The following is a 13,917-nucleotide window of genomic DNA, read 5'->3' as shown; positions in this document are numbered from 1 at the left end:
AGCACGGGAAAACATCGAGATGTCGGCACCCAACAAGTCCTACGACCCGGTGGAGGTCGAGGCATTGAAGCCCGAAGAGGTCGAGCGCGCCCGTGACGAGGCGGTCGCCGCCTTCGCCGCCGCCGGCAGCCTGGAGGAGCTGAAGCAGGCCAAGGTCGCGCACACCGGCGACCGGTCCCCGCTCGCGCTCGCCAACCGCGAGATCGGCGCGCTGCCGCCGCAGGCCAAGGCCGCCGCCGGCAAGCTGATCGGCCAGGCCCGCGGTGCGGTCAACAAGGCGCTGGCGCAGCGTCAGGCCGAGCTGGAGGCCGAGCGCGACGCCCGGGTGCTGGTCGAGGAGGCGGTGGACGTCTCGCTGCCGTACGACCGGGTGCCGCGCGGTGCCCGCCACCCGCTGACCACGCTGGCCGAGCGGATCGAGGACACCTTCGTCGCGATGGGCTACTCGATCGCCGAGGGCCCCGAGGTCGAGGCCGAGTGGCTGAACTTCGACGCGCTCAACCTGGGCCCGGACCACCCGGCCCGCTCCATGCAGGACACCTTCTTCGTGGCCGCCGCCGACGGCTCGGCCGACTCCGGCATGGTGCTGCGCACCCAGACCTCGCCGGTGCAGATCCGCACCATGCTGGCCAAGGAACCGCCGCTGTACGCGGTCTGCCCGGGCCGGGTCTACCGCACCGACGAGCTGGACGCCACCCACACCCCGGTGTTCCGCCAGGTCGAGGGCATCGCGGTGGACGAGGGCATCACCTTCGCCGACCTCAAGGGCACCATCGAGCTGCTGGTCTCCAAGCTGATCGGCGACGAGCTGCCGCTGCGCTGGCGGCCCTCGTACTTCCCGTTCACCGAGCCGAGCGCCGAGGTCGACCTGCTCTGCTTCGTGTGCCGCGGTGAGAGCGTGGGCAACCCGGACCGCCCGTGCCGCACCTGCTCCTCCGAGGGCTGGATCGAGCTCGGCGGCTGCGGCGTGGTCAACCCGCGGGTGCTGGTGGCCTCAGGGGTGGACCCGGAGCGCTTCAGCGGGTTCGCGTTCGGCCTGGGCCTGGAGCGGATCCTGATGAACCGTCACAACGTCGCCGACATGCGCGACATGGTCGAGGGTGACGTCCGTTTCACTCTCCCGTTCGGGGTGGAGATCTGATGCGCGTCCCGCTTTCCTGGCTGCGCGAGTACGTCGACCTGCCGACGACGGTCACCGGTCGCGAGGTCGCCGAGAAGCTGATCCAGGCCGGCCTGGAAGTCGAGACCGTCGAGCAGCTCGGCGCCGACCTCAAGGGCCCGCTGGCGGTCGGCGAGGTGCTCTCCATCGAGGAGCTGACCGGCTTCAAGAAGCCGATCCGCTACTGCATGGTCAACGTCGGCGACGCCAACGGCACCGGCGAGCCGCAGGAGATCGTCTGCGGCGCGCGGAACTTCAAGGTCGGCGACAAGGTGGTCGTGGTGCTGCCCGGCGCCGTGCTGCCCGGTCCGTTCCCGATCGCGGCCCGGCAGACCTACGGCCGCACCTCGGCCGGCATGATCTGCTCGGCCCGCGAGCTCGGCATGGGCGATGACCATGACGGCATCATCGTGCTGCCGGAGCACTACGAGCCCGGCACCGACGCGATCGAGCTGCTGCAGCTGGTCGACGAGGTGCTGGACATCGCCGTCACCCCCGACCGCGGCTACTGCCTGTCGATGCGCGGGGTGGCCCGGGAGGCCGCCGCCGCCTTCGGGCTGCCGCTGGCCGACCCGGCGCTGCTGGACACCCCGCCGGCCAACTCCTACGGCTACCTGGTCAAGGTCGCCGACCCGGCCGGCTGCGACCGCTTCGTGGCCCGCACCGTGACGGGCATCGACCCGGCCGCCAAGTCGCCGATCTGGCTGCAGCGCCGCCTGCAGAAGATGCACATCCGGCCGATCTCGCTGACCGTCGACATCACCAACTACGTGATGCTGGAGATCGGTCAGCCGCTGCACGCCTACGACCGGAACCGCGTCTCGGGCGCGATCACGGTCCGTCGCGCGGGCGCCGGCGAGACCCTGACCACGCTGGACGGGGTCAAGCGCAAGCTGTCCGACGAGGACCTGCTGATCTGCGACGAGTCCGGCCCGATCGGCCTGGCCGGCGTAATGGGCGGCGCCTCGACCGAGATCCTCGACCCGGTGGCCGACCCGGAGACCGGCCAGGTCACCGGCACCACCGAGGTGATCATCGAGGCGGCGCGCTTCGACCCGGTCGCCATCGCCCGCACCGCCAAGCGGCACAAGCTGCCCTCCGAGGCTTCCAAGCGCTTCGAGCGCGGGGTCGACCCGGAGGCGGCCCGGGCCGCCGCGCAGCGCGCCGTCGACCTGCTGGTGCTGATCGCCGGCGGCACCGCCGAGGCCGGGGTCACCGACATCGCCGCCCCGCACCCGGTGCGCATCATCACCATCGCGGCCGATCTGCCGGACCGGGTCGCGGGCATGCCGTACGGCCGGGAGACGGTCGCCCGCCGGCTGCAGGAGGTCGGCTGCACGGTGATCGGGGCCGACCTGCTGGAGGTCACCCCGCCGACCTGGCGCCCCGACCTGACCGACCCCAACGACCTGGCGGAGGAGGTCATCCGGCTGGAGGGCTACGACAACGTGCCCGCCCGGATGCCCCAGGTGCCGCCGGGCCAGGGGCTGACGGCGGCCCAGCGGATGCACCGCCGGATCGGCGTGGCGCTGGCCGGGGCCGGCTACGTCGAGATCAACGCCTACCCGTTCATCGGCGACGCCGCCTTCGACGACCTGGGCCTGGCCGCCGACGACGTCCGCCGCCGCACCGTCAAGCTGGTCAACCCGCTGAACGACGAGGAGCCGGCGCTGCGCACCACGCTGCTGCCGGGCCTGCTCGGGGCGCTGCGCCGCAACGTCGGCCGCGGCAACACCGATCTGGCGATCTTCGAGACCGGTCTGGTCTTCCTGCCCGACGCGGAGTCGAAGGTGGCGCCGCGCCCGGCCGTCGACCGGCGCCCGACCGATGCCGAGCTGGCCGAGCTGGACGCCGCGTTGCCCAAGCAGCCGCGCCACGTCGCGGTGGCGCTGGCCGGGGAGCGGCCGCCCTCCGGCTGGTGGGGCAAGGGCGGGCAGGCCGGCTGGGCGGACGCCGTGGAGGCGGCCCGGGTGGTGGCGCGCGCGGCCGGCGTGGAGCTGGCGGTGCGTCAGGGTCAGAACGACCCCTGGCACCCCGGGCGCTGCGCGGAGCTGCTGGTCGCCGGCACCGACCGGGTCGTCGGCTACGCCGGCGAGCTGCACCCGCGGGTGGTCAAGGCGCTGCACCTGCCGGAGCGCACCTCGGTGATGGAGCTCGACCTGGACGCGCTGGCCGCCGACGGCGAGCAGCGGGTGCAGGGGCCGACGGTGTCCACCTTCCCGGTGGCCACCCAGGACGTCGCGCTGATCGTGGACAGCGAGGTCCCCGCCGCCGAGGTGGAGGCCGCGCTGCGGGACGGCGCGGGCGAACTGCTGGAGGCGATCCGGCTGTTCGACGTCTTCACCGGTGAGCAGGTGGGCGAGGGCAAGAAGTCGCTGGCCTACGCGCTGCGGTTCCGGGCCACCGACCGCACGCTGACCGCCGACGAGGCCTCCGCCGCCCGCGAGGCCGCCGTCGCCACCGCCGCCGAGCGGACCGGCGCGGTGCTGCGCGGGGCGTAACCGCCGCCAACACCCGTGGGGCCCCGGCCGGTTGGCCGGGGCCCCACGCTGTTTCACGCGGTGAGGAACGCGATGGCCGCCGGGAGCAGGGCCGGGGCGTGCAGCACGTCGTAGTGGGTGGCGCCGGGCAGCACGGCGAGCCGGGAGACCGGGCGGTCCGCGGCGGCCCAGCCCGCGTCCCGCCGGCCGCCGCCGAGCAGCCGCCAGAACTCGACCATGTGCGCCGGGGTGATCGAGTCGGCGTCGGCGAAGGCCAGCAGGGTGGGCACGTCGAGGGCGGCCACCTCGGTGGACCAGTCGTACTCCTGGGTCAGCAGGTCGCTCATCTTGGTGTGCAGCAGCGGCCAGTCCTCGGGGCGGGGCGCGACGGCGGCGTAGGTCTGGTAGATCGGGGAGGGCTTCATGGCCTCGGCCGACTCCGGGCCCATCTCGCCCATGGCCTCCAGGATCTCCGGGTACCAGCCGGACCGGGCGAACGCGATCGAGACCACCACCAGGCGCCGGACCAGCTCCGGGTGCTGGATCGCGGTGCGCAGCGCGGTGGAACCGCCGAACGAGTAGCCCAGCAGATCGGCCCGGCCCAGGCCGAGGTGCTTGATCAGTGCGGCGATGTCGTCACCCAGCGTCTCGTAGCGGATCGGCCGGTCGACGTCCGCGGTGCGGCCGTGACCCTGCAGGTCGACCGCGATCACCCGGCGGTGCTCGGCCAGCGCCGGGATCAGCGGCGCGACCATGTCGGTGGAGCCGAGGCCGCCGTGCAGCAGCACCAGCGGTTCGCCCGAGCCCTGCTCGGTGTAGTAGAGGTTGACTCCGTTGACCTCGGCGTAGCTCATGCGTGTGCCCTCTCCAGGCTTGTGGCCGGCTCTTCCAGGAGGGTAGACGGACGGCGGCGACCGAACTCATCGGTCGCCGCCGTCTTTCTCGGGAAGTTTTTTCGAGGGTCAGTCCAGGACGGCCTGCTCGACCAGCGCCGGCCGGGGCGGCCGCGCCGTCGTCGCGGGCGTGCGGCCGCCCCGGGCGACGGCCAGGAAGGTCAGCCCCGCGCAGACCGGGTAGCTCCAGGCGAGCGCCACCAGGTACCAGGGCAGCGCCGCGCCCGGGGCCAGGTGGGCGGCGGCCTTGCCGGCGGCCGGCACCATCCAGCTGCCGGCGGCCACCAGCCAGGCGGCGATCGCCAGCTGCCCGGCCCGGCTGCGCCGGATCGGCCCGTGCGCCAGGCAGATCAGGGCGGGCAGGAACCAGACGTAGTGGTGGCTCCAGGAGATCGGGCCGAGCAGCAGCCCGAGCAGCTGGACGGTGACCACCATGGCGAGGGTCTCGCCGCGCCGGGTGGCGGCCCGCAGCGCCAGCAGGCCACCGGCCAGCGCACCGAGCGCCAGCACGCAGTAGAGCGCGGACAGGCCGCCGTCATGGCCCAGGGTGCGGGCGACGGCGCCGCGCAGCGACTGGTTCTCGAAGGAGGCCACCTGGCCGACCCGGCTGGTGTCGTAGAGCTCGTGGAACCAGTACCGGGAGGAGTCCCTGGGGTCGATCACCCAGGCCGCGCCGACGGTGGCGAAGAAGACCACCGCCGACCAGACGGCCGCCCGCCACTTGCGGGCCGCCAGGAAGTACAGGCCGGTGACGGCCGGGACCAGCTTCAGCCCGGCGGCGATGCCGACGCCGGCACCGGCCGCGGGTGACCGGCCGCGGGTCAGGCCGACCAGCACGATCGCGGCCAGGATCAGGTCGATCTGCCCGAGGCCCAGGCTGTGCCGCACCGGCTCCAGCCAGAGCGCCAGGGCCGTCCAGAGCATCGCGGGCCGGCGCGGGTCCGGGTGGCCGAGCAGCCGGAACGAGCACTGCACCACCAGCCACAGCGCGCCCAGCGACAGCAGGTGCCAGACGCCGGCCGCGACCGGCCAGGGCAGTGCGGCCAGCGGCAGGAAGACCGCCGCCGCGAACGGCGGATAGGTGAACGGCAGCGGCTGGGCGTGCGGGTCCGAGCGGTGCAGCACGAAGTCGTACAGCGTGCCGTGCACCAGGCTGGGGGAGCCCTGGTAGTAGACCTTGAGGTCGAACATGTCGCCGGCCAGCACCGTGATCACCAGATGCACCGTCAGTGAGACGGCCAGCACCCAGCCTGCTCGGCGCAGCAGCGCCGCCCGGAACGCCGAGAGCCGCCCTTGCGGCGTGGTCATGAGCACACTCGGCCTTCCCCGATCTGTTCTGTTCGGGTACCACAGTACCGACCGGTCCGAGCCCGCCCGGTGGGCGAGCCCGACGGCCGGCCGCTTGGTCAGGCCGTGGCGGTGTAGTCGTAGAAGCCGCGGCCGGACTTGCGGCCGAGCAGACCGGCGTCCACCATCCGGGACAGCAGCGGGGGAGCGGCGAACAGCGGCTCCTTGAACTCCTCGTACATGCTCTCGGCGATCGAGACGATGGTGTCCAGGCCGATCAGGTCGCACAGCCGCAGCGGGCCCATCGGGTGGGCGCAGCCGGCCTCCATGCCCTTGTCGATGTCGGCGGCGGTGGCCACACCCGACTCGAACATCCGGACGGCCGAGAGCAGGTACGGCACCAGCAGCGCGTTGACCACGAAGCCGGCCCGGTCGCGGGCCCGGATCGGCTCCTTGCCGAGCGCCTCGACCGCGAAGGTCTCGATCCGGGTGGTGGTCTCGGCGGAGGTGGTCAGGGTGGGGATCACCTCGACCAGCCGCTGCACCGGCGCCGGGTTGAAGAAGTGCAGGCCGATCACCTGCTCGGGGCGGCTGGTGGCGGCGGCCAGCTTCACGATCGGGATCGAGGAGGTGTTGGAGGCCAGCACCGCGTCCCGGCGGGTGACCACCTGGTCCAGGGTCTGGAAGATCCGGACCTTGATCTCCTCGATCTCGGCGACCGCCTCGACCACCAGGTCGCGGTCGGCGAAGTCGGCCAGCTCGGTGGTGAAGGTGATCCGGCCCAGCGCCTCGTCACGCTGCTCGACGGTGAGCTTGCCGCGCTTGACGGCGGTGTCCAGCGAGTTGCCCACCCGGGCCCGGCCGAACTCCAGCGCCTCGGCACTGGCCTCCGAGACCATCACGTCCAGTCCGGAGCGGGCGAAGACCTCGGCGATGCCCGACCCCATGAGGCCGCAGCCGACCACCCCTACGCGCGCGATGTCGCTCACTCAACTTGCCTTTCCGAAGTCCGGATGGGCGGGATCGCCGCCCGGCCGGCTCGACCGTTGTCGCTCGACCGTACTACCTGGCACGCCTCGGTGGGGCCAGTGCCCCACGCAATCGGCCATTACGCCGTTCGAATGACGCCCATTCGAATGATCGCGGCAGCCGGGCCCGTGTGGTCCGGCACCGGGGTCCGGCCCGGCCGCGATGCTGTCCGGGTGAACCGGGCCGGGCGGTCGGCACCCGGTAGGGCGGTGGAGGGAGCGGCGATGCGCAGCGGCACGTTGGAGGGGCAGGTCGCGCTGATCACCGGGGCCGGGCGGGGCATCGGACGGGAGATCGCGCTCGGGCTGGCCGCCGAAGGCATGGCCGTGGGGCTGGTCGGCCGGACGCTGGAGACCCTCACCGGGACGCTCAAGGCCTGCGCCAAGGAGGGCGCCCGGGGGATCGCCGTGACCGTCGACGTGACCAAACTCGGCTCGGTGCGCGAGGCGGTGCGCAGCGTCGAGCGGGACCTCGGGCCGATCGACCTGCTGGTCAACAACGCCGGCCAGGTGGACCGGGCCGAGGTGCCGGTCTGGGAGGTCGACGCGGGGCAGTGGTGGCAGGTGATCGAGGTCAACCTGCGGGGGCCGTTCAATCTGCTGCGCAGCGTGCTGCCCGGCATGGTGGCGCGCCGCCGCGGCCGGGTCATCAATCTCAACTCCGGCTTCGCGGTGCGGCCCGACGGCCACTACACCGCCTACGCCACCTCCAAGGGGGCGCTGCTCCAGCTCTCCGACAACATCGCCGACTCGCTGGCCGCCCACCATGTGGTGGTGCTGGACGTCAGCCCCGGGGCGGTGGCCACCGACATGACGGCCGGCATGCCGATGTTCAAGGACAAGACGGAGTGGAACAGCATCCCCTACATGGTGGCGGTCGTCGTGGACGCCGCCCGTGGGCGCTTCGACGCGCTGCACGGGCGGTTCATCCACGCCGGCCGCGACGACCTGGAGCAGCTGGTGGCACAGGCCGAGCGGATCCGCGCCCTGGACGCCCGCACGCTGCGGCTGCGCCCGTACGGCGACGACGATCCGCTGGCCTGATCCGCCACCTGGGCCGAGTCGGCTCAGCCGGCGGCCGACTCCGCACCGAGGAAGACGCAGGCGGTCAGCGCGGGCTGGTCGCTGCGGTTGTGCCAGGCGTGCCGGGAGCCGCGCTGCACCACGCAGCTGCCGGCCGTCAGCTTGCTCTCGGTGCCGTCCTCCAACTCCAGCCAGAGCTCGCCCTGGAGCACCACCATCAGATCGACGGTGTCGGTGGCGTGCCGCCCGGCCGCGTCAGGGGTGATCGCGGCCAGCATGCCCGGGAAGGTCTGCTCGACCTCGGCGAACAGCTCCGCCGGGTCGCCCTCCGGGGCCGCCGCAGCGCCGTCCGGCGGCCAGTTGACCACCACGAAGCGGAAGGCGCCCGGCTTGGCCGGGAAGTACGGCTCGAAGCTCGCGGCCTCGGAGCCGGTGCCGACGGCGGGCGTGCCGTCGGCACCCCACACCCGGAAGAACTCATAGCCGGGCATCGCCCTCAGGACGACCGGGTCGACCGGTCCCTGCGCGTCCACCACCGACGAGCCGTCGGCCCGACGGCCGGCGACGAACCGCTGTATCTCCATGGTTCTTCCTCCTGAGGATGGGTCGGTCAGTCAGCCGGAGTGGTGCAGTCGGGCCGGCAGCAGGGCCGCTACGGCGGTGACGGCCAGCAGCAGGGCGACCGCGGAGACCAGCATGGACAGGTGCATGCCGGCGATGAAGCCCGAGCCGCTGGCGGCCAGGGCACCGAACACCGCGACCCCGATCGCGCCGCCGATCTGCCGGGCGGAGTTGAGGATGCCCGAGGCCAGGCCGGCCCGCTCGTGCTCCACCGACTCCAGCATCGCGGTGGTCAGCGGCGGCACCGCGAGCCCACCGCCGATGCCGAGCGGCACCAGCAGCACCAGCACCAGGGCGATCGCGGTGTGCCGGCCGACCACCAGCAGCGCCAGCAGGCCGGCGGCCTGGATCAGCACTCCGATGATCAGCGGCAGCCGCGGCCCGAACCGGTTGGTCAGCCGCCCGGCGGTCACATTGACCACGGTGGTGAAGGCGGTCATCGGCACGAACATCAGACCGGCGCTCAACGGCGAGGCCCCGCGCAACTGTTGGAAGTACAGCGTGAGCACGAAGACGAAGCCGTAGTAGCTGAAGTTCAGCGCGAAACCGGTGCAGGTGCAGAGCGCCACCGCACGGTGGCGGAACAGGCTGAGCGGCACCGCCGGGCGCTCCTGGCGGCTCTCGATCACCACGAACGACACCGCGCAGACCACGAACACCAGCAGCGCGAGCAGCGTGCCGGTCGCGGTCCAGCCGTGGGCGCCGCCGTTGATCACCGCGAAGACCAGCCCGGCCAGGGCCGCCACGGCGGTGAACTGGCCGCCGAGGTCGAGCGAGGCGGTGCCGGGCCGCGACTTGGGCGCCTTGACCAGTCCGGCCAGCGCCGCGATCCCGACCGGCAGGTTGATGAAGAAGATCCACCGCCAACCCAGCCCGTCGGTGAGCGCGCCGCCGACCACCGGTCCGGCGGCCACCGCGACACCACCGCCGGCGGTCCACAGCGCGATGCCGCGGGCCCGGCCCGCCGGGTCGCTGTAGGCCTGCCGGACCAGCGAGAGCGAGGCCGGCAGCATCACGGCCGCCGCCGCGCCCTGCACCGCCCGGGCGGCGATCAGGGTGCCCAGGTTCGGTGCGAAGCCGCAGATCGCGGACATGACGGTGAACATGGCCAGACCCCAGCCGAACGCCTTGGAGGCGCCGATCCGGTCGGCCACCGACCCGGCCGAGAGCAGCAGGGCCGCGAAGACCAGGGTGTAGGCGTCCACCACCCACTGCAGTCCGGAGACCTGATTGCCCCACTGCCGCCCGATGGCCGGCAGCGCCACGTTGACCACCGTGGTGTCGAGCGTGGTGATGAAGAACCCCAGACAGGCGACCGCGACCACCAGCGGGCCGGTGGCGCCGGCCTGGGTGGCGGCGGGGGACGCTCCCGCCTGGGTGTCCTGTTGGGTTCCTGGTTGTGTGGTCCGGTCCATGATGCCCCTTCAGCGGCCGGGGCCGCTGCTCGCGGTGGTTCGTCGGTGCTCCGCGCTAGCCCTGTGGCCGCGCGGCGGTCATGGGCGCGAAGGCCTCAAGGGCCTTCGTGACCCGGGTGCGAGCGGCCTCGGGCGTGATGTCCGGGCCGACGATCGCGGGATCGAAGTTGAAGTCGAGGAAGATCTCGGTGGCGCCCGCCTCCCAGCAGCGGTGGAGGTCCTCGGTCACCTGCTCGAACGGGCCCCGGAACAGCTCGCGTTCGCCGTCCGGGCGCAGCGCCTGCTGGTCGGTGTCGAGGAACGTGGTGGCCCGCACCACCACCCGGAAGGCCTGCGGGTCGCGGCCGGCCTTCTCGGCGGCGGCCCGCACACCGCGGGAGGCGGTGGCGATGTCGCTCAGGGTCACGAACCCGGGGCTGACCCAGCCCTGGGCCACCCGCCCGGCCCGGGCGAAGGCCTCCGGGGTCGATCCGCCGAGCAGCAGCGGGAAGGTCTCCTGGTCCGGCCGCGGCCGCACCAGGGTGCGCGGCAGCTCGGTGAACTCGCCCTTGAACTCGGCGATTTCGCCCTCCCACATGCGCCGCATGACCTCGGCGTACTCCAGCATCCGGGCCACCCGGCGGCCCATCGGCACCCCGGCGGCGATGAACTCCTCCTGGGACCAGCCCTGGGCGAGGCCGACGTCGAGCCGCCCGCCGGAGATCCGGTCCAGCTGGATCAGCTGCTTGGCCAGCATCGCGGGCGCGGTGAACGGCGCGTTGATCACCGAGAAGCCGAGCCGCACCCGGCTGGTCACGGCGGCGACCTGGGCCAGCGTGGTGACCGGCTCCGCCACACCGTGGTTGAAGGCCGGCTCGAACTCGGAGGTCCACTCGGCGTCGTCGGTGGAGAGCGGGAAGAGCAGGCGGCTGAACGTCCACAACGAGTGGTAGCCGAGCTCCTCCGCCAGCCCGGCGATCCCCTTCTGGTTGTCGGGAGTCGCCCAGGCGCCCGAGAGCGGCACACCGACCCCGAGCAGACCCGTCTGAGCAGTCGTCATCAGGCTTCCCCCTCGCTGGGCGCGAACCGCATCTCCGCCGGCACCTGCTCGGCGTAGGCGTAGGTGTCGTAGAGCTCACGCAGCACCGCGATCTTGCCGTCCACCACCTGGAACATGCCGTAGTAGTGGTTGGTGTAGTCGGCGCCGTTCGGCAGGACCATCTTGCTCAGGTACTCGACCAGCGCCCACTGCGGGTCGGCGAAGGCCTCGCTGCGGACCACCGGGAGGTCGATCTCCTTCATGACGGCTGCGACCCCGGTGTAGAGGGTGCGGACCTGGTCGCCGACCAGCCGGGTCGGGGCGCCGGGCGGGGCGAGCGGCATGTCCATCACCACGTCGTCGGCCAGGCAGGCGAAGGCGCCTTCCAGGTCGCGGGCGGCGATCGCGGCCAGGAAGGCGCGGGCCACCTGCTGGGCCTCGCCGCCGGGCTGGGCCGCCACCGCCGGGTCGCCGCTGCGCCAGAGCACGGTGTCGGTGATGCCGGCGATCCGCCAGCCGGCCCCGGTGCGGCGCAGGTCGAAGCGGTAGTGCCCACTGGTCTCCACCCGCGGGTCCCGGTCGACGGCCGAACCGACCAGCCGCAGCTGGTACTTGGCCGCGCAGGTGGCGGTTCCGTCGGTGCCGGCCTCGACCAGGTGGTCGGTGATCTGACGGTGGATCGAGCGGGCCCGGGCGACCTGCGCGGACCAGTCGTCCACCAACTGCTGCCGGGTCACGGTGAACTGCTCGCCGGGCGATCCGGCGACCACCCGGTCGGTGAACAACTCGGCGAGGGCCGGCCAGTTCTGCTGGTCGAACAACCACCCGAATCTCGTACACAACTCGACGATGTCGTTCCGGTCGAGGGAATCCTGTGGCCTCTGTGTCATGTGCTGCTCCCTTCGGGAGTCCGCCGGTCAGGCGGGCGCCAGGTGCGGTGCGGCGGGGGCTGGTTGTACAGCGGAGAACCCTGCGGGGTCGAGGCAAACAGCCCGCGCCTGACACAGTCAAGTTCTTGGTCAAATCAGATGGGCAGAAATCCGGTTACGAGGTCCAACTATGCAAGATAACCCAATACTTGGTCACATTGACGCGGTGTCAAAGATTTTGTCTATGCTTGGCTTGTGGTGAGTCGGCTGCGGTGCGCCCTCGGGCGGCCCGGCCTCAGTTTCCGCACTTCCCCACTTCCCCGGAGGGAGACAATCGTGTCCGACCTCATCCGCCCTGAGAAGGTCACCTTCACCAGTGGTGGTACCAAGCTCGTCGGCAACCTCTACCGTCCGCCCACGGCCGCCGCCGCCCCGGCGCCGGCCGTCGTGGTCACCGGCACCTGGACGTCGGTCAAGGAGCAGATGGCCGCCCGCTACGCCGCCGGGCTGGCCGCGGCGGGTTACACCGCACTGGCCTTCGACTTCTCCGGCTCCGGTGAGTCCGACGGGACGCCGCGCGACTGGGAGAACCCGGCCGGCAAGGTGGCGGAGATCGCCGTCGCCGCCGACTTCCTGCGCTCGCTGCCCGGCGTGGACGCCGACCGGATCGGCGGCCTGGGCGTCTGCGCGGGCGCCGGCTACACCGCGGTGGCCTCCGCGCGCGGCGCGGGCTTCCGCTCGCAGGCCATGATCGCGCCCTGGCTGCACAACGCCGAGGTGCTGGCGGGCCTCTACGGCGGCTCGGAGGTGGTCGCCGGGCTGATCGCGCGCGGCGAGGCGGCGGCCGAGAAGTACCGGCAGACCGGCGAGGTGGACTACGTGCCGACCGCCAGCGCGGAGGACGAGCGGTCGCCCATGTACGGCAGCTTCGACTACTACCTGGACAGCTCCCGGGGCGCCGTGCCGCAGTGGCCCAACCGGTTCGCCGTGCTCAGCTGGGCCGACTGGCTGACCTTCGACCCGATCGCGGTGGCCCCCGAGGTGACCGTCCCCACCCTGCTGGTGCACAGCCGGGACGCCGCGATCCCGGAGGGCGTGGACCGCTTCCACGCCGGCCTGACCGCGCCGAACGAGCTGCACTGGCTGACCGGTGGCCAGTTCGACTTCTACGACGGCGAGCCGACCGTGACCGCCGCCCTCGACCTGGCGGCGGCGCACTTCGGCCGCACGCTCTGACGGCGGCTCACCAGCCCCGCCGACGGCCGGTCAGCTGCACAGCTGGCTGGCCGTCACCGCGCTCAGACCGCGCTGCCGCAGTGCGTCCAGCACTGCGGGCAGGGCGTCCACGGTGCCCTTGTGCCCCATGTGCAGCGCCACCACCGAGCCCGGCTTGATCCCGCTCAGGATCCGCCGCTGCACCGCCTCCGCGCCCGGGTCCGCGTAGTCCATCGGATCCAGGTCGTAGGAGAGGCAGTGGTCGTAGCCGGCCTTCTTCGCCTGCTTCCTGACCACCGGGGTGGCGAACTGGGCGGCGGAGGGGCGGAACCAGCGGCCGATCGAGCCGGTGAGCGCCCTCAGCCGGTCCGCACAGCCGCTGATCTCGGCATACACCTGGTCCGGGCCGAGGGTGGCCAGGTCCAGGTGGTTCAGGGTGTGGTTGCCCAGTTCGTGGCCGCCGTCCAAGATCCGCCCGGCGAGCTGCGGCTGCTGGTCCAGCCAGCTGCCGACCGCCAGCACGGTCAGCCGCGCGCCCCGCTGCTCGGCGGCCGCCAGGAGCGCCGTGGCCAGTGCCGGGTCGCCCTGGCCGTGGAAGGTCAGCGCCACCTGTGGGCGGTCGCGCGGCCCCGAGACCACCTCCTGCGGGGTGTTCGGGGCCAGCGCGGGCAGCGCCGCGGCGAACGGCGGGGCGCTGCCCGGCGATGAGGGGCTGGCCGTCGGGCTGGCGTGCGGCATCCGGTTCGGATCGAGCGGCGAGCCGCCGTTCGGCTGCGGATCGGCCGAGTGCGGCCCGCCGGCGCCGGTGGCGGCCTCCTGGCCGCAGCCGGTCAGCAGTTCGCCGGCCGCGGTCAGGGTGGCCAGTTGGGCGGTGGTGCGCAGGATGCTGCGGCGGTCGACTGTCATCGA

General features: G+C 72.7%; 12 protein-coding genes. 4 read left to right on the top strand and 8 right to left on the bottom strand.

What is annotated here, in order from left to right; genetic code table 11:
• Positions 1 to 19: 19 nt before the first annotated feature.
• On the top strand, positions 20 to 1,141 hold the full coding sequence (pheS, locus tag P3T35_RS12670) for a phenylalanine--tRNA ligase subunit alpha (RefSeq protein WP_101379381.1): 1,122 nt from the start codon (positions 20 to 22) through the stop codon (positions 1,139 to 1,141).
• Positions 1,141 to 3,660, top strand: a complete 2,520-nt coding sequence (gene pheT / locus P3T35_RS12665) for a phenylalanine--tRNA ligase subunit beta (RefSeq protein WP_101379380.1) — start codon at positions 1,141 to 1,143, stop codon at positions 3,658 to 3,660. Before pheS ends, pheT begins: the two co-directional genes overlap by 1 nt.
• A 53-nt stretch (positions 3,661 to 3,713) precedes the next feature.
• Here pheT and P3T35_RS12660 read toward each other — a convergent pair whose 3' ends face one another.
• The 3 genes from P3T35_RS12660 to P3T35_RS12650 all read right to left on the bottom strand — a co-directional run bounded on the left by P3T35_RS12660 (position 3,714) and on the right by P3T35_RS12650 (position 6,808).
• The gene (locus tag P3T35_RS12660; protein ID WP_101379379.1) at positions 3,714 to 4,493 is read right to left on the bottom strand and encodes an alpha/beta hydrolase; all 780 of its coding nucleotides are present in this window, start codon (positions 4,491 to 4,493) and stop codon (positions 3,714 to 3,716) included.
• Positions 4,494 to 4,601: 108 nt separating this feature from the next.
• Positions 4,602 to 5,840, bottom strand: a complete 1,239-nt coding sequence (locus P3T35_RS12655) for a glycosyltransferase 87 family protein (RefSeq protein WP_101379378.1) — start codon at positions 5,838 to 5,840, stop codon at positions 4,602 to 4,604.
• 98 nt (positions 5,841 to 5,938) lie between these two features.
• Entirely contained in the window at positions 5,939 to 6,808 is an 870-nt protein-coding gene (locus P3T35_RS12650) for a 3-hydroxybutyryl-CoA dehydrogenase (protein WP_101379377.1), read from the bottom strand.
• Between the two features lie 264 nt (positions 6,809 to 7,072).
• Between P3T35_RS12650 and P3T35_RS12645 the strand changes: the two genes are divergently transcribed.
• Positions 7,073 to 7,891, top strand: coding sequence for an SDR family oxidoreductase (locus P3T35_RS12645; protein WP_101379376.1), 819 nt, complete (start codon positions 7,073 to 7,075; stop codon positions 7,889 to 7,891).
• Between the two features lie 23 nt (positions 7,892 to 7,914).
• Here P3T35_RS12645 and P3T35_RS12640 read toward each other — a convergent pair whose 3' ends face one another.
• From P3T35_RS12640 to P3T35_RS12625, 4 genes are read right to left on the bottom strand one after another with little or no spacing between them, the layout of a single operon-like run.
• On the bottom strand, positions 7,915 to 8,454 hold the full coding sequence (locus tag P3T35_RS12640) for a cupin domain-containing protein (RefSeq protein ID WP_101379375.1): 540 nt from the start codon (positions 8,452 to 8,454) through the stop codon (positions 7,915 to 7,917).
• A gap of 30 nt (positions 8,455 to 8,484) precedes the next feature.
• A complete protein-coding gene (locus P3T35_RS12635) occupies positions 8,485 to 9,906 on the bottom strand; it encodes an MFS transporter (RefSeq protein ID WP_280705911.1) in 1,422 nt (473 codons plus the stop codon).
• A 55-nt stretch (positions 9,907 to 9,961) separates the two neighbouring features.
• A complete protein-coding gene (locus tag P3T35_RS12630) occupies positions 9,962 to 10,945 on the bottom strand; it encodes a TIGR03619 family F420-dependent LLM class oxidoreductase (protein WP_101379374.1) in 984 nt (327 codons plus the stop codon).
• Complete coding sequence (locus P3T35_RS12625; RefSeq protein ID WP_101379373.1) at positions 10,945 to 11,814, bottom strand: nuclear transport factor 2 family protein; 870 nt, start codon at positions 11,812 to 11,814, stop codon at positions 10,945 to 10,947. The genes P3T35_RS12630 and P3T35_RS12625 overlap by 1 nt, the downstream gene beginning before the upstream one ends.
• A gap of 315 nt (positions 11,815 to 12,129) precedes the next feature.
• Between P3T35_RS12625 and P3T35_RS12620 the strand changes: the two genes are divergently transcribed.
• Positions 12,130 to 13,029 carry an alpha/beta fold hydrolase gene (locus P3T35_RS12620; protein ID WP_218976647.1) on the top strand — a complete coding sequence of 300 codons (900 nt, stop codon included), beginning with the start codon at positions 12,130 to 12,132 and terminating at the stop codon, positions 13,027 to 13,029.
• 30 nt (positions 13,030 to 13,059) lie between these two features.
• Here the strand turns inward: P3T35_RS12620 and P3T35_RS12615 are convergent, their stop codons facing one another.
• Positions 13,060 to 13,914 (bottom strand): polysaccharide deacetylase family protein, encoded by an 855-nt coding sequence (locus P3T35_RS12615; RefSeq protein WP_101379372.1) that lies wholly within the window; start codon positions 13,912 to 13,914, stop codon positions 13,060 to 13,062.
• Positions 13,915 to 13,917 lie beyond the last annotated feature (3 nt).

The sequence above is a fragment of the Kitasatospora sp. GP30 genome, assembly GCF_029892145.1.
GTDB lineage: Bacteria > Actinomycetota > Actinomycetes > Streptomycetales > Streptomycetaceae > Kitasatospora > Kitasatospora acidiphila.
Note: the sequence above shows the minus strand (reverse complement) of the source record. Positions and strands in the feature narration are given on the sequence as shown.

Bases quoted from the DNA above. Each gene is read 5' to 3' on its own strand.
- pheS (WP_101379381.1), top strand. From the start codon at position 20: ATGTCGGCACCCAACAAGTCCTACGACCCGGTGGAGGTCGAGGCATTG.
- pheT (WP_101379380.1), top strand. From the start codon at position 1,141: ATGCGCGTCCCGCTTTCCTGGCTGCGCGAGTACGTCGACCTGCCGACG.
- P3T35_RS12660 (WP_101379379.1), bottom strand. From the start codon at position 4,493: ATGAGCTACGCCGAGGTCAACGGAGTCAACCTCTACTACACCGAGCAG.
- P3T35_RS12655 (WP_101379378.1), bottom strand. From the start codon at position 5,840: ATGACCACGCCGCAAGGGCGGCTCTCGGCGTTCCGGGCGGCGCTGCTG.
- P3T35_RS12645 (WP_101379376.1), top strand. From the start codon at position 7,073: ATGCGCAGCGGCACGTTGGAGGGGCAGGTCGCGCTGATCACCGGGGCC.
- P3T35_RS12640 (WP_101379375.1), bottom strand. From the start codon at position 8,454: ATGGAGATACAGCGGTTCGTCGCCGGCCGTCGGGCCGACGGCTCGTCG.
- P3T35_RS12635 (WP_280705911.1), bottom strand. From the start codon at position 9,906: ATGGACCGGACCACACAACCAGGAACCCAACAGGACACCCAGGCGGGA.
- P3T35_RS12630 (WP_101379374.1), bottom strand. From the start codon at position 10,945: ATGACGACTGCTCAGACGGGTCTGCTCGGGGTCGGTGTGCCGCTCTCG.
- P3T35_RS12625 (WP_101379373.1), bottom strand. From the start codon at position 11,814: ATGACACAGAGGCCACAGGATTCCCTCGACCGGAACGACATCGTCGAG.
- P3T35_RS12615 (WP_101379372.1), bottom strand. From the start codon at position 13,914: ATGACAGTCGACCGCCGCAGCATCCTGCGCACCACCGCCCAACTGGCC.